Source organism: Rhodoferax sp. GW822-FHT02A01 (genome assembly GCF_038784515.1).
Classification (GTDB): domain Bacteria; phylum Pseudomonadota; class Gammaproteobacteria; order Burkholderiales; family Burkholderiaceae_C; genus Allorhodoferax.
This window is the reverse complement of sequence record NZ_CP152376.1, coordinates 1,669,759-1,688,017: the sequence shown is the minus strand read 5'-3', so window position 1 is coordinate 1,688,017 and position 18,259 is coordinate 1,669,759. Positions and strand designations below refer to the sequence as shown.

16 protein-coding genes are annotated in these 18,259 nt (G+C 63.6%); 7 read left to right on the top strand and 9 right to left on the bottom strand.

What is annotated here, in order from left to right:
- Positions 1-48 precede the first annotated feature (48 nt).
- From AAGF34_RS08020 to AAGF34_RS08000, 5 genes are all read left to right on the top strand, one after another.
- Positions 49-1,473, top strand: coding sequence for an efflux transporter outer membrane subunit (locus tag AAGF34_RS08020; protein WP_342620091.1), 1,425 nt, complete (start codon positions 49-51; stop codon positions 1,471-1,473).
- Between the two features lie 28 nt (positions 1,474-1,501).
- A complete protein-coding gene (locus tag AAGF34_RS08015; RefSeq protein WP_342620090.1) occupies positions 1,502-2,818 on the top strand; it encodes an efflux RND transporter periplasmic adaptor subunit in 1,317 nt (438 codons plus the stop codon).
- A complete protein-coding gene (locus tag AAGF34_RS08010) occupies positions 2,815-3,537 on the top strand; it encodes an ABC transporter ATP-binding protein (RefSeq protein ID WP_342620089.1) in 723 nt (240 codons plus the stop codon). Before AAGF34_RS08015 ends, AAGF34_RS08010 begins: the two co-directional genes overlap by 4 nt.
- Entirely contained in the window at positions 3,537-4,745 is a 1,209-nt protein-coding gene (locus AAGF34_RS08005) for an ABC transporter permease (RefSeq protein ID WP_342620088.1), read from the top strand. Before AAGF34_RS08010 ends, AAGF34_RS08005 begins: the two co-directional genes overlap by 1 nt.
- Before the next feature lie 137 nt (positions 4,746-4,882).
- Positions 4,883-6,553: a DUF5666 domain-containing protein gene (locus AAGF34_RS08000; RefSeq protein ID WP_342620087.1), complete on the top strand. Its 1,671-nt coding sequence runs from the start codon at positions 4,883-4,885 to the stop codon at positions 6,551-6,553.
- Between the two features lie 113 nt (positions 6,554-6,666).
- Here the strand turns inward: AAGF34_RS08000 and AAGF34_RS07995 are convergent, their stop codons facing one another.
- The 9 genes from AAGF34_RS07995 to AAGF34_RS07955 all read right to left on the bottom strand — a co-directional run bounded on the left by AAGF34_RS07995 (position 6,667) and on the right by AAGF34_RS07955 (position 15,322).
- Positions 6,667-7,005: an L-rhamnose mutarotase gene (locus AAGF34_RS07995; RefSeq protein ID WP_342620086.1), complete on the bottom strand. Its 339-nt coding sequence runs from the start codon at positions 7,003-7,005 to the stop codon at positions 6,667-6,669.
- 25 nt (positions 7,006-7,030) lie between these two features.
- Positions 7,031-7,807 (bottom strand): SDR family oxidoreductase, encoded by a 777-nt coding sequence (locus AAGF34_RS07990; RefSeq protein WP_342620085.1) that lies wholly within the window; start codon positions 7,805-7,807, stop codon positions 7,031-7,033.
- A gap of 16 nt (positions 7,808-7,823) precedes the next feature.
- On the bottom strand, positions 7,824-8,705 hold the full coding sequence (locus tag AAGF34_RS07985; protein ID WP_342620084.1) for an amidohydrolase family protein: 882 nt from the start codon (positions 8,703-8,705) through the stop codon (positions 7,824-7,826).
- A complete protein-coding gene (locus AAGF34_RS07980; protein ID WP_342620083.1) occupies positions 8,702-9,994 on the bottom strand; it encodes an L-fuconate dehydratase in 1,293 nt (430 codons plus the stop codon). The genes AAGF34_RS07985 and AAGF34_RS07980 overlap by 4 nt, the downstream gene beginning before the upstream one ends.
- A gap of 1 nt (position 9,995) precedes the next feature.
- Positions 9,996-10,850, bottom strand: a complete 855-nt coding sequence (locus AAGF34_RS07975; RefSeq protein ID WP_342620082.1) for a fumarylacetoacetate hydrolase family protein — start codon at positions 10,848-10,850, stop codon at positions 9,996-9,998.
- Positions 10,851-10,981: 131 nt separating this feature from the next.
- Complete coding sequence (locus AAGF34_RS07970) at positions 10,982-11,926, bottom strand: ABC transporter substrate-binding protein (protein WP_342620081.1); 945 nt, start codon at positions 11,924-11,926, stop codon at positions 10,982-10,984.
- A gap of 93 nt (positions 11,927-12,019) precedes the next feature.
- Positions 12,020-13,021 (bottom strand): ABC transporter permease, encoded by a 1,002-nt coding sequence (locus AAGF34_RS07965; protein WP_342620080.1) that lies wholly within the window; start codon positions 13,019-13,021, stop codon positions 12,020-12,022.
- A gap of 20 nt (positions 13,022-13,041) precedes the next feature.
- Positions 13,042-14,535 carry a sugar ABC transporter ATP-binding protein gene (locus tag AAGF34_RS07960; protein WP_342620079.1) on the bottom strand — a complete coding sequence of 498 codons (1,494 nt, stop codon included), beginning with the start codon at positions 14,533-14,535 and terminating at the stop codon, positions 13,042-13,044.
- 25 nt (positions 14,536-14,560) lie between these two features.
- On the bottom strand, positions 14,561-15,322 hold the full coding sequence (locus tag AAGF34_RS07955; protein ID WP_342620078.1) for an SDR family oxidoreductase: 762 nt from the start codon (positions 15,320-15,322) through the stop codon (positions 14,561-14,563).
- A gap of 152 nt (positions 15,323-15,474) precedes the next feature.
- On the opposite strand from AAGF34_RS07955, the gene AAGF34_RS07950 reads away from it, so the two are divergent.
- Together AAGF34_RS07950 and glsA are read left to right on the top strand one after the other, a co-directional pair.
- On the top strand, positions 15,475-16,323 hold the full coding sequence (locus tag AAGF34_RS07950; RefSeq protein WP_342620077.1) for an IclR family transcriptional regulator: 849 nt from the start codon (positions 15,475-15,477) through the stop codon (positions 16,321-16,323).
- 109 nt (positions 16,324-16,432) lie between these two features.
- Positions 16,433-18,256 carry a glutaminase A gene (gene glsA, locus AAGF34_RS07945; protein ID WP_342620076.1) on the top strand — a complete coding sequence of 608 codons (1,824 nt, stop codon included), beginning with the start codon at positions 16,433-16,435 and terminating at the stop codon, positions 18,254-18,256.
- Positions 18,257-18,259: the final 3 nt, after the last annotated feature.

Genomic DNA, 18,259 nt, shown 5'->3' with positions numbered 1-18,259 from the left:
TTACCATCAGGAAAAAATAGCGCCATTCCCAATGGGAGAATTCAGGACATGCTTTTGATTGAACGCCTTGTCTCTCATTCACCCGGCAGTCGCCATGAACCTTTGACCCGCATGGGCGCAGCGCTGTGGATTGCAATGGCTGCAGGGCTGGGCGGCTGTGCCTCTACCGTTGCGGTAACCGATACCGGGGTGGAGATTGCGGTTCCCTCTGCATGGTCTGTTGCCGCATCGGCTCAGCCAAGCGATCTGGCCCGGTGGTGGAACCGGTTCAACGATCCCATGCTGGGCGACCTGGTGACGCAAAGCCTGAAATCCAATACGGATGTGCGCGTGGCACAGGCCACGTTGCGGCAGTCCCGCGCGCTGCGTGACGTGCAGCAGGGCAACAACGCGCCCAGCCTCAATGCATCTGCCAGTGTGCAGCGCAGCCAGACCGGCAGTGCCGATGCGGTCAACACCTACAACGTCGGCCTGGATGCCAGCTGGGAGCTGGATGTCTTTGGCAAGCTGAACCACACCCTGAATGCGACCGAGTTCGACGCCCAGGCATCCCAGGCCTCGCTGGCGGATGTGCAGGTGTCCATCGCCGCCGAGGTGGCTTTGGCCTATATCCAGTTGCGCGGCCAGCAGGCGCAGCTGCAGATCGCTCGCGACAACCTGGCCAGCCAGCAGGAGACCCTGCAACTCACCCAATGGCGCGCCCAGGCGGGCTTGGTCACGTCCCTGGAGGTGGAACAGGCACAGACCTCCACGGAGCAGACGGCCGCGCAAGTGCCCGCCTTGCAGACCAGCATCGCCAAGTCCAGCCACAGCCTGGCCGTGCTCACCGGCCAATCCCCCAATGCCTTGCAGGCCCTGGTCTCCACACCACAACCCATACCGCTGGCAGCAAGCGATCTGGCGCTGGACATTCCCGCGCAGACCCTGCGCCAGCGCCCTGATGTGCGCGCTGCCGAGTCGCGCATACGCGCAGCCTTGTCGCGGCTGTCGGCGGCAGACGCCGCACGGTACCCCAGCTTCAACCTGAGCGGATCCCTGGGTCTGAGCGCCCTGTCCCTCAGCGCCTTCAACGGTGCACCAGCTGTCAGTTCCTTGCTTGCCAGCGTGACCGCTCCGCTGCTGGACGGCGGCGCGGCGCGCGCGCAGGTGCGGGTGCAGGAAGCGGTGCTGGAGCAGGCCCGCGTGAATTACGAATCAACTGTATTGACCGCGCTGCAGAACGTGGAAGATGCGCTGGTTGCACTCTCGGGTGATCAGAGCCAGTTGCAAAGATTGCAGGCTGCGGCAACCGCTGCGGCCAATGCCGACCTGCTGGCCCGGCAGCGCTATGCCAGCGGCCTGATCGACTTTCAAACCGTGCTCCAGACCCAGCGCACGCTGCTGACCGCGCAGGACAGTGTTGCCAGTACGCAGGCAACCATCAGCGCAGACCATGTACGCCTGTTCAAGGCGATGGGCGGCGGCTGGAACTGAATCACAACCCATTGAACCGACTTTCCCTATGACAACGCCCACTCCACCTACAGACACACAGTCCACTGCGGAACTGCAGGCCCTGCTCGAAGACGCACCAGGACGCGTCTGGTGGCGTCGGCCCACGGTATGGATCGTGACGGCGCTGCTGTTGATTACTGTCTCCGGTCTGCTCTATTGGCAGGCAAGCAACCGGGCCAAGTCCGCACCCGTGTATGTGACCGAAGCCGTCACGCGCGGCAAGCTCACGCTGTCGGTCAATGCCAACGGTACGCTGCAGCCCACGCGCTCGGTCAGCATCGGCAGCGAACTCTCGGGCACGGTCAAGCGGGTGCTGGTGGATGTCAATGACCAGGTGAAGAAAGGCCAGGTGCTGGTCGAACTGGATACCTCCAAGCTGGAAGACCAGGTCACGCGTTCGCGCGCAGCGCTGCAAGTCGCACAGGCACAGGTCGCGCAAGCCGTGGCCACCGTCAAGGAGTCGCAAGCCAGTCTGGCACGTCTGGAAGAAGTGTCACGCCTGTCGGGCGGCAAGGTGCCCGCCAAATCCGAGCTGGATACCGCGCGCGCCACCCTGGACCGTGCCGTGGCCGACGAAGCCAGTGCCCGTGCCAACGTGGTGTCGGCCCAGGCCACCATCTCCACCGATGAAACCAATCTGACCCGCGGCTCCATCCGCTCGCCCATTGATGGCGTGGTGCTGAGCCGTTCGGTGGATCCAGGCAATGCCGTGGCTGCATCGCTGCAGGCCGTGACCCTGTTCACCATTGCCGAAGACCTGTCCAAGCTGAAGCTGCAGGTCAATGTGGATGAGGCCGACGTTGGCTCCGTCAAGGTGGGGCAGAAGGCCAGCTTCACTGTCAGTGCCTATCCATCGCGCAAGTACCCGGCAACCATCACGCGCGTCGCCTACGGCTCCACCACCACCGACAACGTGGTGACCTACATCACCTACATGGATGTGAGCAATACCGACGTGAGTCTGCGCCCCGGCATGACAGCCACCAGCACCATCACATCCACGGAACGGGAGGGCGTCCTGCTGGTGCCCAATACGGCCCTGCGCTTCACCCCGTCGAGCGACGCGGCTGCTGGCGGCAAATCCGGCGGCGGCATCGTCTCCAGCCTGCTGCCCCGCATGCCCGCAGGCAACACGCGCAAGTCTTCGGCCAATGGCACTGCCAGCGGCAGCACCCAGGTCTGGGTCCTGCGAGACGGTGCGCCGGTGGCAGTCGCCGTCAAGGTCGGCATCAGCGACGGCCGCATGACCGAAATTCAGCCCGGTGCCCTGGACGTGGGCATGCAGGTGATCACGGACCAACGCACGGCCGCAACGTCGCCATGAGTGCTGTGCCCCTGATCGAGCTGAGGAACATCGTCCGGGTGTATGGAGAGGGAGCGACCGCGCTGCAGGCGCTCAAGGGAATCAACCTGACCATCCAAGCCGGCGACTTTGTGGCCGTCATGGGCCCCAGCGGTTCGGGCAAATCGACGCTGATGAACATGCTGGGCTGCCTGGACACACCCACCTCGGGCGAGTACCTGTTCAAGGGCGTGCACGTGGAGACACTCACGCGCGACCAGCGCGCGCGGCTGCGGCGGCTTTCGCTGGGTTTTGTGTTTCAGGGCTTCAACCTGCTGGCGCGTACCTCGGCCCAGGAGAACGTCGAGCTGCCACTGCTGTACCGCGGCGGCTCCGCCAAATTGCGCCATGCCGCCGCTGCCAAGGCGCTCGAATCGGTGGGACTGGCCGAGTGGGCACAACACACACCTGCCGAGCTGTCGGGCGGACAGCAGCAGCGCGTGGCCATTGCCCGGGCCATCGTGACCGAGCCGGCCGTACTGCTAGCGGACGAACCCACCGGCAACCTGGACACGCACCGCAGCCAGGAAATCATGGACCTGCTGTGGCAGCTCAACGTCACGCGCGGCATCACCATACTCATGGTCACCCATGAGCCGGACATGGCGGCCTACGCCAAGCGTATCGTCCACTGTGTAGACGGCCTGGTCGCCAGCGACGAGATCAATCCCCATCCCACGGGTGCAAAGGTGGTGGCCTGATGTTGCTGAACACCTTGCTCCTGGCATTGCGCTCGATCCGGCGCAACCTGCTTCGATCCTTTCTGACGATTCTGGGAATCGTCATCGGTGTCAGCGCGGTCATCACCATGGTGACGCTGGGCAATGGCGCCACGGTGGCCGTGCAGAACCAGATATCCGGCCTGGGCATCAATCTGCTGCAGATACGCCCCGGACAACGCATGGGGCCCGGCAGCACGGGCGCCACGGCACCCTCCTTCAAGGACGGCGATGCCGACGCGATTGCCAGCCAGATCGGCGGCATCCTGGCCGTGGCACCGGAAGGCCGCAGCGCAGCCACGCTGGTAGCCAACGGCCGCAACTGGTCGAGCAGCGTGGTCGGCAGTACCAACGCCTGGCTGGTGACCGGCAACTGGACGGTGGGCAGCGGCCGCGTGTTTTCCGATGACGAGTTGACGGCCGGCTCGGCCGTCTGTCTGATTGGTGAAACGGTGCGCAAGGAACTGTTTGGCAGCCGCCCGGTTCTGGGGGAGCAGCTCCGGGTCAAGAAGATTTCCTGCGAAGTGATCGGCATTCTGGGCTCCAAGGGGCAAGGCAGTTTTGGCAACGACCAGGACGATGTCGTGCTGATCCCCCTCAAGACGCTGCAACGTCGCATCACCGGTAGCACACGCGTCAACACCTTGCTGGTATCCATGGCCGAAGGCAGTGATGCCACCCGCCTCAAGGCCAGCCTCACGCAACTGCTGCGCGAGCGCCGCAAACTGGCCGAAGGCGACGAGGACAATTTCAATGTGCTCGACACCAAGCAACTGGCCGAGGCCTTCTCCGGCACCACCAAGGTCATGACCATGCTGCTGGGCGCAGTGGCCGCCGTGAGTCTGCTGGTGGGCGGCATCGGCATCATGAACATCATGCTGGTGAGCGTGACCGAACGCACCCGCGAGATCGGACTGCGCCTGGCCATTGGTGCGCTGGAGAGAGAGGTGTTGTCCCAGTTCCTGATCGAGGCGGTGGTGCTGTCTTCTCTGGGCGGCCTGATAGGCGTGGTTCTGGCCTTGGGCGCCTCGGTGCTGCTGGCCTCAGTGATGCAGGTGCCCTATCTGTTCAACCCGTCGGTGAACCTGCTGTCCTTCCTGTTCTCTGCTGCCATCGGTGTGATATTTGGTTTTTTCCCGGCCCGCAGAGCAGCCCGCCTGAACCCGATTGAAGCGCTGCGCCACGAGTGACACTGCCTTGAAGTAAATAGGGTCGCCGGTGGTTACCTCCGGTTACACAATTTCCCTACAAAGGTGCGGGCTTTTGCAGTCCCCATTCCTAGAATCCGCACAGTCGGGCGTGTGCCTGCAAATTTCTGGGAGCCTTCATGTTTGCGTATACCAACTTCCTTTCCAGGCGCTCTGTTTATTTCGGCGTCACCGCAAGCCTGGTGCTTGCTTCGGCCCTGGTGGCCTGTGGCGGTGGGGGTTCATCCAGCTCTTCCAGCGGCGCCAGCACTTCAGTCGCCAGCAGCAGCGGAACCATCACCGCCTTCGGCAGCGTATTCGTCAACGGCCACGAATTCGGCACCGGACGGGCCCAGTTCTTCGATGACGACAACGGAACGACTCTGACTGCCAAGGACCTGGAGGTCGGCATGGTGGTGGACGTCACACCGGGCTCCGGCGGCAGCACGAGCGAAGCCAGCGAGCTGCACATCCACCCCCTGGTGCGCGGCTATACCGATGCCACGGATACCACGGCCAGCACCGTCACCGTCATGGGCCAGACCGTGCAGGTGACCGCCTCCACCAACTTCAGTGACCACCGCGCCTGCGCGACGGCTTCCCCTGCAACCTGCACCGCGATCTCCGGCCTGGGCGCCCTCACCGCGAGCACTTCCGCCAGTGCACCCGGCACCTACATCACGGTGCATGGCTATCTGTTCTCCGGCTCGTCCGGCGGCACCAATGTGGTTGCCACCCTGATCTCTGCTGCGGACCAGCCAGCATCCACGTCCAACAAATTCAACTTCAAGGTGGAAGGACCGGTCAGCGCTGCGGGCCTCACGCCCACCATCGGCGGTTTGACGCTGGATCTCACCTCCACCACCTGCCGCGTCTCGGGCACCACTGCCCCCTGCGCCACAGCCTATACCGCCGCGCAGGTGGTCTCTGTGGGCTCGGCCACGGCTCCCAGCGTGTTGCCAGCGGTCAGCTTTGCACCCAGCGTAGCCCGCCTGGCTTCCAAGCTGCCGGTGCAGAGTTCCGGCCAGACACTGGAGCTCGAAGGCGTAGTGTCATCCGTTGGCACAACGACCTTTGTGGTGCGTGGCGTGACGGTGGATGCAAGCGGCCTGCCCTCGGGTACTTCACTGCCCGCGGTAGGTGATCTGGTGGAAGTGATGGGAACCATCAGCACCTCCGGCCAGACCGTGAGCGCCACGACGCTCAAGACCATCCGTGCGGCCGCCACCGTGAGTCTGGGTTTGCAGGGTGACGCATCCAATGTCACCACGGTCAGCGCCGGTGCGACCTACACCTTCAGCCTGCTGGGTCAGACCGTGAATGTGAATGCGCAAACGCGTCTGGTGGATATGTCCATACGCCATTGGGATGACCGCGATCAGTCGGTCAACCCCTTCAACATCAGCACCTTTGCCACCTACCTGGGTGCCAGCACCTCCAAGCATGTGGTGGTGCGCTCCGAGGTCGACAGCAGCGGCAAGCTCACGGCTCTCTCGGTTGCCATCGTCCCGGCGTCCACGGTCGCCAGCGTATCGGGCGTGGTGGACGCCAGCCCCGCGGTATCCAACAGTTCCGTCTCCGGAACGCCCACGACCTTCTCCATCCATGGTGTGGCGGTGAGTGCCGATCCTGCGTCCATCTACAAGCCGCATACCCTGCCGATGCAGACGGTTGCAGCCGGTGATCTGGTCACGGCCATGGGTACTTTCTCGGGTGGTGTGCTGAGCGTGTCTGCCACGCCATCACGTACCAACTACGCCATGGATGTGGGTGTGCCGGTGGTCAATACGCGGGACCGGTTGGACTTTTAACGTCCCCTCGGACGCAGGCCGCCACGGCACTCAGCTCCGCAGCTGTCCCCCGGCCTGCGGCCTCCTCCTTGATGCCGCTGCGCTGAGCGCCATGACGTCCTGCGTCAGCAAGGCTACTGCGCAGCCAAATCAAAGATCCGCGTCATAGCAACCCACTTCTCGCCCGCAGGGGTCCAGGGCGTTGGCGCCTGGTAGGTCCACATCAGCTCTTCCCAGCGCACGATGGCCGGGTTCTCCAGGGACGCGCGGGCCATGCCCTCGGCACTGTAGACCGCCGGGTCCACCTCCATGATCATGAACAGCCGCGTGCCCAGGCGGTAGATCTCCATGGCCAGCACGCCTTGCGCGCGCAGATGGTCGCGCACCTCGGGCCAGATTTTCTCGTGGGCTTTTTCGTAATCGGCGATGCGCTGTGCATCGTCCACCAGATCCAGGGCCAGGGCGTAACGCATGCGGTGCTCCATTGCAGCTCGATGTTCAGGAAAGGGCGCGATCCAGATGCGTGTAGCCCCCGTCCACGAACAGCCACTGGCCGGTGGTGTGGCTGGACGCATCCGACAGCAGGAACACGCAGGTGCGGGCAATCTCTTCGGACGTGGTCATGCGGCGGCCCAGGGGGATCTTGGCGGTGATGGCGGCGAGCTTTTCTTCCGCGTTGTCGAAGCTGTTGATCCAGCGCGCGTACAGCGGCGTCATGACCTCGGCCGGGATCACCGCGTTCACGCGCACACCGTCATTCAGCAAGGCGGCAGCCCACTCGCGCGTGAGCGAGAGCTGGGCGCCCTTGGACGCACAGTAGCCGCTGGTGTTGCCCTGCCCGGTGATGGCGGTCTTGGAGGACACGTTGACGATGGCGCCACGGCTGGTCTTGAGGTGGGGCACGCAGTAGTGCGCCATGACGTAGTAGTGGATCAGGTTGCGTTCCAGCGAACCCACAAATGCGTCACGGCCCGCGTCCAGCCCAATGTTGTCGTTGATGCCGGCGTTGTTCACCAGACCATCGATGCGGCCAAAGCGCGTCACCACCTGTTCCACCGCCGCGCGGCAGGCGGCTTCATCAGAGAGCTCGACCTGGATGAAGAGGTGCTGCGCGCCGGCAGCTTGCAAGGAAGCCGCGAAGTCCGCGGGCATAGGGCTTTTGCCCAGCACGACGGCAATGGCGCCTTCCTGCGCCAACGTGAGCGAGATGGCGGCGCCTATGCCGCTGGCGCCACCGGTAACGATGACGACCTTGTCTTTCAGATGCAGATCCATGGGGTTTCCAGTGTGGTTAGGCCTTGGGCACGGCCAGGCCGTAGCAGCGCACAGCGTTGTCGGCCCAGAAGGCCTGCTGTTCCTGTGCGCTCAGGCGCGAGGCGGCCCAGGAGGCGGCCAGGCCGTGTACCTCGTCATACGGCGAGGCGAGTTGACAGACAGGCCAGTCGGAGCCAAACATCAGCCGCTCGGGGCCAAAGGCCGCCAGCGCTTCATCAAAGCAGGCCAGGATATTGACGCCGTCTTCAAACGACAGGCCGCGCCGGCCGCTCCAGTCGGCTTCCGTCACCAGACCCGATAGCTTGCACAGCACATGCGGCATGGCAGCGAGCTCGCGCAGTCCGGTGCGCCAGTGCTTTTGTACGGCTTCGCCCTGCGCCCAGTTGCGCAATGCAGGCTTGGCCACATGGTCCAGCACCAGACGGTGCTTGTCGTGGCGGCGGCAGAAGTCGATGACATCGGGCAACTGGTGTGCGAACACCAGCACGTCATACACCAGGCCACGGCGCTGCAGCGTCTGCATGCCCACCTGGATGGCAGGCGCGTTGACCCAGGCTGGCACATCGGGCTCATTCTGCAGCACGTGGCGCAGGCCTTTGAAGGCCGGGTTGACGCACCAGCGCTCCAGTTGCTGTTCCAGATCGGAGCTGGCCAGATCGGCCCAGCCCACCACGCCCAGCACGGTGGGGCTGCGCTCGGCCAGCTGCAGCAGGAAGTCCGTCTCCTGGACGAGCGTGCGGGCCTGCACCGCCACTACGCCAGTGACACCGGCAGCCTGCATGGCTGCTGCATTGTCAGTCGGCAGGCAGTCGCGCCGCAGGGCCTGCATGTCGGCGCCGATCCAGGGGAACTCCTCGGGCTGGTAGCGCCAGTAGTGCTGGTGCGTATCGATCTTCATGCTGCTTGCGCGTCGCGCCTGAAGGTGTATTGCGCGATGGATGCCGCCTTCATCTCGATGGAGAAGCCCGGCGCCGTGGGCGGCATGTAGGCTGCGTTCTCGATCACGCAGGGGTCCACAAAGTGCTCATGCAGATGGTCCACGAACTCGATGACGCGGCCCTCGCGGGTGCCGGCAATGCACAGGTAGTCGATCATGGAAAGGTGCTGCACGTATTCGCACAGTCCCACGCCACCGGCGTGCGGACACACCGGCAGCTTGTACTTGGCAGCCATCAGCATGACGGCGAGGATCTCGTTCACGCCACCGAGTCGGCAGGAGTCTATCTGCACCACGTCGATGGCGCCGCGCATGATGAGCTGCTTGAAGATGATGCGGTTCTGGCACATCTCGCCGGTAGCCACTTTGACCGGGTGCACGCCTTCGCGGATCACGCGGTGGCCTTCGATGTCGTCCGGGCTGGTGGGTTCTTCGATGAACCAGGGCTTGGCAAACGCCAGTTCGCGCACCCACTCCACCGCCTGGTTCACTTCCCAGACCTGGTTGGCGTCGATCATCAACTGGCGGTCCGGCCCCAGCACCTCGCGGGCAATGCGCAGGCGGCGGATGTCGTCGGCCTTGTCGCGCCCCACCTTGAGCTTGATGTGGTTGAAACCGGCATCGGTCGCTTCCTTGCACAGGCGGCGCAGCTTGTCGTCGTCGTAGCCCAGCCAGCCGGCCGAGGTGGTGTAGCAGGGATAGCCTTCACGCTCCAGCGTGGCCCAGCGCTCTTCCTTGCCGACGGCACGCTCACGCAACAGCGCCAGGGCTTCTTCGGGCGTGATGCAGTCGGTGATGTAGCGGAAGTCGATGAGCTTGACGATTTCTTCGGGGCTCATGCGCGCGACCAGCTTCCACACCGGCACGCCTTCGAGCTTGGCCCACAGGTCCCACACCGCGTTGACCACGGCACCGGTGGCCAGATGGATGGCGCCCTTGTCGGGGCCGATCCAGCGCAGCTGGCTGTCGGAGGTGATATAGCGCCAGAAGCGCCCCATGTCTTCTGCCACCCAATCCATGTCCAGCCCCACCACCAGGTGACGCATGGCCTCGATGGCGGCGCAGCAGATCTCGTTGCCACGACCGATGGTGAAAGTCAGACCATGACCCTCTACTTCGGCCTGGTCGGTTTCCAGGATGACATAGGCGGCGGAATAGTCCGGGTCCGGATTCATGGCATCCGAGCCATCCAGATGTTGGGACGTGGGAAAGCGCACGTCCACGACGCGCATGTGGGTGATCTTGGTCATCTCAGGCCTGTTTGGTGGTTTGCGTTTGCGTCCCCAGGCCCTCGATGCCCAGGTGGATGGTCTGTCCGGCGCGCAGGTACACCGGTGGCTTCTGGCCCATGCCCACGCCGGGTGGCGTACCCGTGGAAATCACGTCGCCCGGTTGCAGGCTCATGAAGCGGCTGAGGTAGGCGATCAGAAAGCGCACGCCGTACACCATGGTGGAAGTGCTGCCGTTCTGGTAGCGCTTGCCATCCACTTCCAGCCACATCTTCAGGGCCTGCGGATCGGGAATTTCGTCGGCAGTCACCAGCCAGGGGCCGGTGGGGCCGAAGGTGTCGCAGCCCTTGCCCTTGTCCCAGGTGCCGCTGCGTTCGAGCTGGTATTCGCGCTCGGACACGTCGTTGACCACGCAGTAGCCCGCCACGTGGGATAGCGCATCGGCCTCTTCGATGTAGCGGCCGCCCTTGCCGATCACCACGCCCAGTTCCACTTCCCAGTCGGTCTTGAGGGAGCCGCGGGGAATTTCCACGGCGTCGTCCGGCCCGACGATGGCGCTGGTCCATTTGTTGAAGACCACCGGCTCAGGCGGCACCTGCATGCCGCTCTCGGCGGCATGGTCAGAGTAGTTCAGACCGATGCAGATGAACTTGCCCACGCTGCCCACACAGGGGCCCAGTCGCAGGTCTTTTTGGGGAGAGCCTGCCACCAAGGGCAGGCTGTCGATATCCACGCCACGCAAGGCGGCCAGGCTCTGGGGCAACAGCGCGGCACCAGCTACATCGGCAATGTGGCCGCTGAGGTCGCGCACGCGGCCCTGGGTATCCAACACACCGGGCTTTTCCTGGCCGGGCAATCCGTAGCGTACGAGTTTCACAATCGTTCCTTTTCAATCAACATTCGAATTCAGGGCACCCGCGGAACTGGCTCTGCCAGGCCGCCGGGTGCGCCCCCCCTCCCGCCGCAGGCGAGAGAAGGGGGAGCGGCGCAGCCGCTCGGGGGTGCATTTCAGTCGTAAAGCACGGCAGCAATCTTGGGATCTGCCATGTTGGACTTGTCGTAGTAGTAGAAGCCGGTGTCGATGATCTTGGGCAGCTTCTCGCCCTTGAGTGCCTTGACTGCAGCCTCAACCGTCTTGTAGCCGATGCCCACCGGGTTCTGCGTGATCGCGCCGGCAATGGTGCCGTCATTGATCATGTCCTTCTGTGCCTTGCCCGAGTCAAAGCCGATGATGACCACACCAGTCTTCTTGGCTTCCTTCAGGCCCTTGCCGGCACCGATGGCGGAACCTTCGTTGGTACCAAAGATGCCCTTGAGCTTGGGGTGGGCCTGCAGCAGGGTCTTGGCAATTTCAGCGGACTTCAGGTGGTCACCGCCACCGTACTGGATGTCCACCACCTTGATCTTGGGGTACTTGGCCTTGATCTGGTCGACAAAGCCGTCGCGGCGGCCGGTGCCGGTGGTGCTGGTCTGGTCATGACCGATCACGGCCACTTCGCCTTCACCGCCGATTTTCTCGGCCATCTTGTCTGCAGCCAGCGCAGCAGCTGCCTTGCTGTCGGTCTGTGCAGTGGTCAGCACGATGTCGCTGTCCACGCCGGAGTCAAATGCGATCACGGGAATCTTGGCGGCCTGGGCCTTCTTGAGCAGTGGAATGGCGGCCTTGCTGTCCAGCGCGGCAAAACCAATGGCGGCAGGCTTCTTGGCAAGGGCAGCCGACAGCATGTCGATCTGCTTGTCCACCTGTTGCTCGGTCTCGGGGCCTTCAAAGGTGACCTTGACCTTGAAGTCCTTGCCAGCCTGGTCGGCACCCTGCTTCACGGCCTGCCAGAACTGGTGCTGAAAGCCTTTGGAGATCAGAGGGATGTATATCTCCTGGGCCGAGGCGATGCCGGCAAAACCTGCCAATGCCAGACCAGCGGTGAGGGCCAGTAGTTTTCTCTTTGCGTTCATGGTTGTCTCCTGTTGAAAAAAAGTTGTCACACGAAAAAAATCCTGTGGATAGTGGGCATGCGGCTGCTGGGCGTCGCGCATTTGCAGCTCTCCTTATTTCTTGTTGCGGCGCAGGTTGTCGGTGTAGACGGCCAGGATGATGATCAGGCCGGTCAGCACCATCTGCCATTCCTGCGCCACCGACATGATGCGCAGGCCGTTGATCAGCACGCTCATGATGAAGGCGCCGATGATGGTTCCCAGAATCGTGCCCACACCACCGCTGAGCGAAGTGCCGCCTATGACCACCGCCGCGATGGCGTCGAGCTCATAGCCCTGGCCCAGTGCCGGTTGCGCCGAGTTCAGACGTGAGGCGATCAGCAGACCGGCCACACCGCAGATGCCGCCGCTGAAGGCGTAGACGATGATCTTCCAGCGGTCCACATTCACGCCCGACAGGCGCACCGCCTCTTCGTTGCTGCCCAGCGCAAAGGTGTAGCGGCCCAGCGCCGTCTTGTTGAGCACCACCGCACACAAGCCCGCCATCACAAACAAAATCAGCACGCCATTGGGAATCTGCAGCGAGGGGATCAGGTCACCGATGAGCGAGCCCAGCGCAATCTGGTCAAAACCATTCACGTCGCTGAAGTAGATGGGGCGGGTGGCCGTGATGATGAGGGAGGCGCCCTTGAGCAGCATCATCATGCCCAGCGTGGCGATGAAGGGCGGCACCCGCAGCTTGGTGATGGCCAGTCCGGAAGTGGTGCCGCACAAGGCACCCACGGCGATGGCACACGGCGCACCCAGCATCAGCGGCATGCCCCAGTTCACCATGAACACGCCCGCCATGACGGCGCAGAAGGTCATGAGCACGCCGACCGAAAGGTCGATGCCCGAGGTAATGATGATGAACGTGCTGGCAATGGCCAGCACGCCAATCACCGTGGTGGACTGCAGGATGCCGATGATGTTGTCCTCGGTCATGAAGGCATCGGGCTTGAGCACGGTGAAAACCAGGATCAGCGCGATCAGGCTGGCAAAGGCCAGCAGTTTCTGTTTGGCCTGTCCGCCGGACAGACGCGCCAACCAGGAGGAAGAGGAAGTTGATTGGGTCATTGCTAGCCTTGTTGTAGGTTTCATTCGCGCCGGGTGGCCAGGGCCATGAGACTTTCCTGGGTGGCGACATCACCGCGCACCTCGCCGGTGACGCGGCCCTCGCACATCACCAGCACGCGGTGGCTGAGCTGCAGCACTTCCGGCAGTTCGCTGGAGATGACGATGATGGCGCGCCCCTGTGCCGCCAGCTCGTTGAGCAGCTTGTAGATCTCGCTCTTGGCGCCCACATCGATGCCGCGCGTGGGTTCATCAAAGATCAGCACTTCGCAGTCGCGCACCAGCCATTTGGCAATCACCACCTTCTGCTGGTTGCCGCCGGACAGCAGCCGTGCGGTCTGTGTCAGCGAGGGTGTCTTGATGCGCAGCTTCTCCACCATCTGCGCTGCAACCTCCCGCATCGCCGGGCGGTTCATGAACATGCCCAGCTTGAGCCAGCGCGACAGGCTGGGCAGCGTGATGTTGGCCTCCACGTCCATGCCGGTGGCCAGGCCGAAGTGCTTGCGGTCTTCCGACAGATAGCCGATGCCGGCCCGCACCGCGTCTTGCGGCGAGGTCAGGCGAATGGGCTTGCCGTTCACCCGAACCTCTCCGGACTCCAGCGGGTCGGCGCCGAACACGGCACGTGCCACTTCGGTACGCCCTGCGCCCATGAGTCCGGCAAAGCCCAAAATTTCGCCGCGGCGCACCTGGAAGCTGACGTCACGAATGATGCGTCCGCGGTTGAGGCCGCGCACATCCAGCAGCACCTCGTTGCCCGAAGTGTCGGGAATGGTCTTTTGCGTGTGCTCCAGGCGGCGCCCGACCATCATGGCAATGACCTCAGCCATCGGGGTGGTCGCAGGCACGGTATTGATGTAGGTGCCGTCGCGCATGACCGTGATGCGATCGGCGATGCGCTGGATCTCATCCATCTTGTGGGAGATGTAGACAATGCCTACGCCCTCGCTCTTGAGCTGGCGGATGATGCGGAACAGTTCGTCAATCTCAGCGTTGTTCAGCGCTGCAGTCGGCTCATCCATGATGAGCACGCGCGAACGGAACGACAGCGCCTTGGCAATCTCCACCATCTGCTGGCGCGCCACCGTTAGCTCGCTGATGGCGGTGGTGGGGGCCAACGCCAGATGCAGTCGGTCAAACAGCGCCTGTGTATCGCGGTTGAGCTGGTCTTCATCGAGCAGCAGGCCGGCAGCCTTGCGTGGCTCGCGCCCCAGGAAGATGTTCTGTGCTGCCGTCAGGTGACCCATCAGGTGCAGCTCCTGGTGGATGATGCCGATGGCCAGCGACTGCGCATGCGCCGGGCTTTCAATCTCCACCGGTTTGCCGTCCAGCAGCATCTCCCCGCTGTCCTTGCGGTAGACGCCGGCCAGAATTTTCATCAGCGTGGACTTGCCCGCGCCGTTTTCACCCATCAGTGCATGCACCTCACCGGGCATGAGGTCAAAGCGCACGCCGTCCAGCGCCTTCACGCCCGGAAAGGACTTGCTGAGGTTCTCTACGCTGACCAGAGGTGTCACGTGCGGGCCTTTGTGTACGGGGTGCTCAGATGGTGACGCCGCCGTCTACCAGCAGGGTCTGCCCGGTGACGAAACGCGACTCGTCACTGGCGAGGTATACCACCATGGGGGTGATGTCGTCGACCGTGGCCAGACGGCCCATGGGCTGGCGTGCAATGAAATCCTTTTCGGCCTGCACCGGGTCGGCCGCGCCGGCGATGCGCCCGCGCAGCGAGGGGGTATCCACCGTGCCGGGGCACAGCGCGTTGGCGCGCAAGCCGACCTTGACGTAGTCAGCCGCCAGTGATTTGGTCAACCCGATCACCGCCGCCTTGGTGGCGCCGTAGGCGCAGCGGTTGGCAAAGCCCTTGATGCTGGACGCCATGGAGGCCATGTTGATGATGGAGGGGCTGCTGTGCTGCGTCTCGGCGCGGGCCAGCATGCCGGGCAGAAAGGCGCGCGTCATGCGGAACATGCTCTTGACGTTCAGGTCAAAGCTCAGGTCCCAATCGGCCTCGGTGCAGTCCAGCAGGCTGCCATTGGCCACCATGCCGGCACAGTTGAACAGCACGTCCAGTGCACCCACGCGTGCGGCCAGGGCGGTCACGGCCGCGTCGCTGCGCACGTCCAGCAGCTCCACCTGGATGCTGGGGTGCTCGGCTGCGAGCGTCTCCAGAAATGCCTGGTTGATGTCGGTCGCAATCACCCGCGCGCCTTGAGCGGCGCAGGCCAGGGCGCTGGCCCGGCCAATACCCTGGGCGGCTGCGGTGATGAGCACCGTCTTCCCTTGCAAACGACCTTGATCCATACTAGCGGCTCCGAATTTCGTAAATTTAAATATGAATAATTAATTCATTTATGAATTTGAATGATAGGCAGCTTTGCCACGCCCCAACCTAGTACTTACCCTAGTGCCGGCCTGCTCTGCTATAAAAACCCACACTGCGAGCCTTCACATCCATGATTCCAACTGCCCCCAAGCCCCGCGGCCGCCGCCCCAAATCCGAAGAGCCGGACGAGTCCGCTCTGGCGCCGGAAGACCGCTACCGTGCACCGGCGCTGGACAAGGGTTTGGACATTTTGGAACTGCTGGCCACCCAGCCGCAAGGGCTGACCCGCGCCGAAATCGTGAAGGAAATGGACCGCAGCGCCAGCGAGATCTACCGCATGCTGGAGCGTCTGGTGGCGCGGCAGTACGTGATGCGCAATGCCACCGGCGACCGCTACGCACTCAGCCTCAAGCTATTTGCCCTGGCCAACATGCATCCGCCTTTGAGCCGTCTGATCAACCAGGCGCTGCCGGTGATGGATGACTTCGCGCGCAAGGCCGAGCAGTCCTGCCACATGGGCGTCTATGACCGCGGCAACGTGCTGATCGCTGCGCAGATCAACAGCCCGCGCGGCTGGAGCTTCTCGGTGCAGCGCGGCGCGCGCGTGGGTCTGGTGGATACCGCCTCCGGCCATCTGCTGCTGGCTTATGCCGATGCGCTCTCCTACCAGCGCATGCTGGCCGAGCACACGCCGCTGGACGGTGAGGTGCCCATTTCCCCCACACAGCTGTCCAGCTCCCTGGCCCAGATCCGCACGCAAGGCTATGTGGAACGCGACAGCGCCCAGTCCTTTGGCGTGGTGGACATCTCCTTCCCCATCCTCGGCCCAGACAACACGGCCCTGGCAACGCTGACCTGCCCGTATATCCGCCGCATCGATCGCCATGTGGGCCCCGAGCTGGCCGACGTGCGCGAGTTGCTGCGCGCAGCAAGCAAGACCCTGTCGCTCAACCACGCCGTGGCACGCGAAGCCGGCTGATACGCCCCGTCCCTCCGCCGCACTGGCTTGGTGCGTACTCCGGGGACTATTCGGGCACGGCATTTGCTCACCTGGGGAAATACAAAAAATCCCTGGGAGCGCCGTCACGATGCAATCGCCTATTCAAACCTATCTGGAGAAACTGCATGACCAGATAGCCGCCAACCATGCCGGCGAGCTGGCCAGCTACATCCCTGAATTGACCAAGGCCGATCCCGACTGGTTTGGCATTTGCATCGTCACCATGGATGGCGTGGCCTATACCGTGGGCAATGCGGACGAGCCCTTCACCATCCAGTCCATTTCCAAGGCGTTTGTCTATGCCACGGCCCTGGCTGATCGTGGCAAGGATGCGGTAGCGCAAAAAGTGGGGGTGGAGCCCAGCGGCGACGCCTTCAACTCCATCAGCCTGAGCCCTATCAACAACACGCCCTTCAACCCGATGATCAATGCGGGTGCCATTGCCACCACCAGCCTGGTCGGCGGCACGGACCCAGCCGCACAGTGGCAGCGCATCGTGCAGTCACTGCAAGCCTTTGTCGGGCATGACCTGGCACTTGAAGAGTCGGTCTACCGTTCCGAGAGCGAGACCGGTCACCGCAACCGCGCCATTGCCTGGATGCTGAAGAATTTCGATGTCATCGACGGTGACCCCATGGCTGCGCTGGACAACTATTTCCGCCAGTGCTCCCTGCTGGTGACCTGCCGCGACATTGCCTATATGGCCGCCACCTTGGCCAACGGCGGCGTGCATCCGCTGACCAAGGAGCGCGCCTTGCCACCGGAGCAGGTCGAGCGGGTGCTCAGCGTCATGGCCACCTGCCGCATGTACGACTACGCCGGTAGCTGGTTGTCGGAAGTAGGCATGCCAGCCAAGAGCGGTGTGGGTGGCGGCATTGTGGCCGTGCTGCCCGGACGCTTTGGCATCGGTGTGTTTTCACCGCGATTGGACGCCAAGGGCAACAGCGTGCGCGGCATCGAGGTCTGCAAGCGCCTCTCCAAGGACTTTGGCCTGAACATCTTCAGCCCCGGCAACGACCCCAGCATGGCCCTGGGCCGCATCTTCACAGGCGCCGAAGCGCCGTCGCGCCGCCAGCCCCCGGTGGCTCTGCGCGCCTTGCTGTCGCAGCGCTCGCACCTCATCAAGTACCTGTGCCTGCACGGCTTTCTGGCGGTGGACGGGGCCGAGTACGTCATCCGCAAGATGCAAAGCCTGGCATCTCAGGCCAACAGTTTCATCCTGGACATGCACCGCGTGGAAGGCCTGTCCCTGCCTGCGGCGCGCCTGCTGGACCAGGCCCGATTGGGCTTTGCGCAGGACGGCATTGCCATGGTGTATTCGCGCATCCACAACCGCCCCGCCATCGCCACGCCGATGCGCCGTGCGGTGGAGCGTGGCGACCGGGGCTACCTGAGCTTCGAGGACAACGATCTGGCGGCCGAATGGTGCGAGAACCGCATCCTCAGCGAAATGGCCAAGACCCCGACACAGGCTGGAAGGCTGGGCGATGCGGCGCTGTTCAAGGGATTGCCCGCACCCCTGCTGCAAGAGGTGGAAGACGCCTGCCGCACGCGGGTGTTTGCCAAGGACTCGCAGATCCTGGTGAGCGGTGAGCCCAGCGACGACCAGATCTACTTCATTGCATCCGGCGAGACCAGCATCCTGGTGCCGCTGAGCAACGGCTCGTACCAACGCATCGCCACCCTGAGCGCGGGCATGGTGTTTGGCGAAATGGTGCTGCTGGGCCAGACCACGCGCAGCGCCTCGGTGTTTGCGGATACCGAGGTGACCTGCTGGATCTTTCACGCCAGCGACATGGAGCGCATCTCCGGGCGTGAACCGCAGCTCAAGATCACGCTGCTGGAAAACCTGGGGCGCGACATGGCCGGCAAACTGCGCGCCAACATGCAGTGGATCGCGGCGCTGGGCTAGGCC

Bases quoted from the DNA above. Each gene is read 5' to 3' on its own strand.
- AAGF34_RS08020 (WP_342620091.1), top strand. From the start codon at position 49: ATGCTTTTGATTGAACGCCTTGTCTCTCATTCACCCGGCAGTCGCCAT.
- AAGF34_RS08015 (WP_342620090.1), top strand. From the start codon at position 1,502: ATGACAACGCCCACTCCACCTACAGACACACAGTCCACTGCGGAACTG.
- AAGF34_RS08010 (WP_342620089.1), top strand. From the start codon at position 2,815: ATGAGTGCTGTGCCCCTGATCGAGCTGAGGAACATCGTCCGGGTGTAT.
- AAGF34_RS08005 (WP_342620088.1), top strand. From the start codon at position 3,537: ATGTTGCTGAACACCTTGCTCCTGGCATTGCGCTCGATCCGGCGCAAC.
- AAGF34_RS08000 (WP_342620087.1), top strand. From the start codon at position 4,883: ATGTTTGCGTATACCAACTTCCTTTCCAGGCGCTCTGTTTATTTCGGC.
- AAGF34_RS07995 (WP_342620086.1), bottom strand. From the start codon at position 7,005: ATGCGTTACGCCCTGGCCCTGGATCTGGTGGACGATGCACAGCGCATC.
- AAGF34_RS07990 (WP_342620085.1), bottom strand. From the start codon at position 7,807: ATGGATCTGCATCTGAAAGACAAGGTCGTCATCGTTACCGGTGGCGCC.
- AAGF34_RS07985 (WP_342620084.1), bottom strand. From the start codon at position 8,705: ATGAAGATCGATACGCACCAGCACTACTGGCGCTACCAGCCCGAGGAG.
- AAGF34_RS07980 (WP_342620083.1), bottom strand. From the start codon at position 9,994: ATGACCAAGATCACCCACATGCGCGTCGTGGACGTGCGCTTTCCCACG.
- AAGF34_RS07970 (WP_342620081.1), bottom strand. From the start codon at position 11,926: ATGAACGCAAAGAGAAAACTACTGGCCCTCACCGCTGGTCTGGCATTG.
- AAGF34_RS07965 (WP_342620080.1), bottom strand. From the start codon at position 13,021: ATGACCCAATCAACTTCCTCTTCCTCCTGGTTGGCGCGTCTGTCCGGC.
- AAGF34_RS07955 (WP_342620078.1), bottom strand. From the start codon at position 15,322: ATGGATCAAGGTCGTTTGCAAGGGAAGACGGTGCTCATCACCGCAGCC.
- AAGF34_RS07950 (WP_342620077.1), top strand. From the start codon at position 15,475: ATGATTCCAACTGCCCCCAAGCCCCGCGGCCGCCGCCCCAAATCCGAA.
- glsA (WP_342620076.1), top strand. From the start codon at position 16,433: ATGCAATCGCCTATTCAAACCTATCTGGAGAAACTGCATGACCAGATA.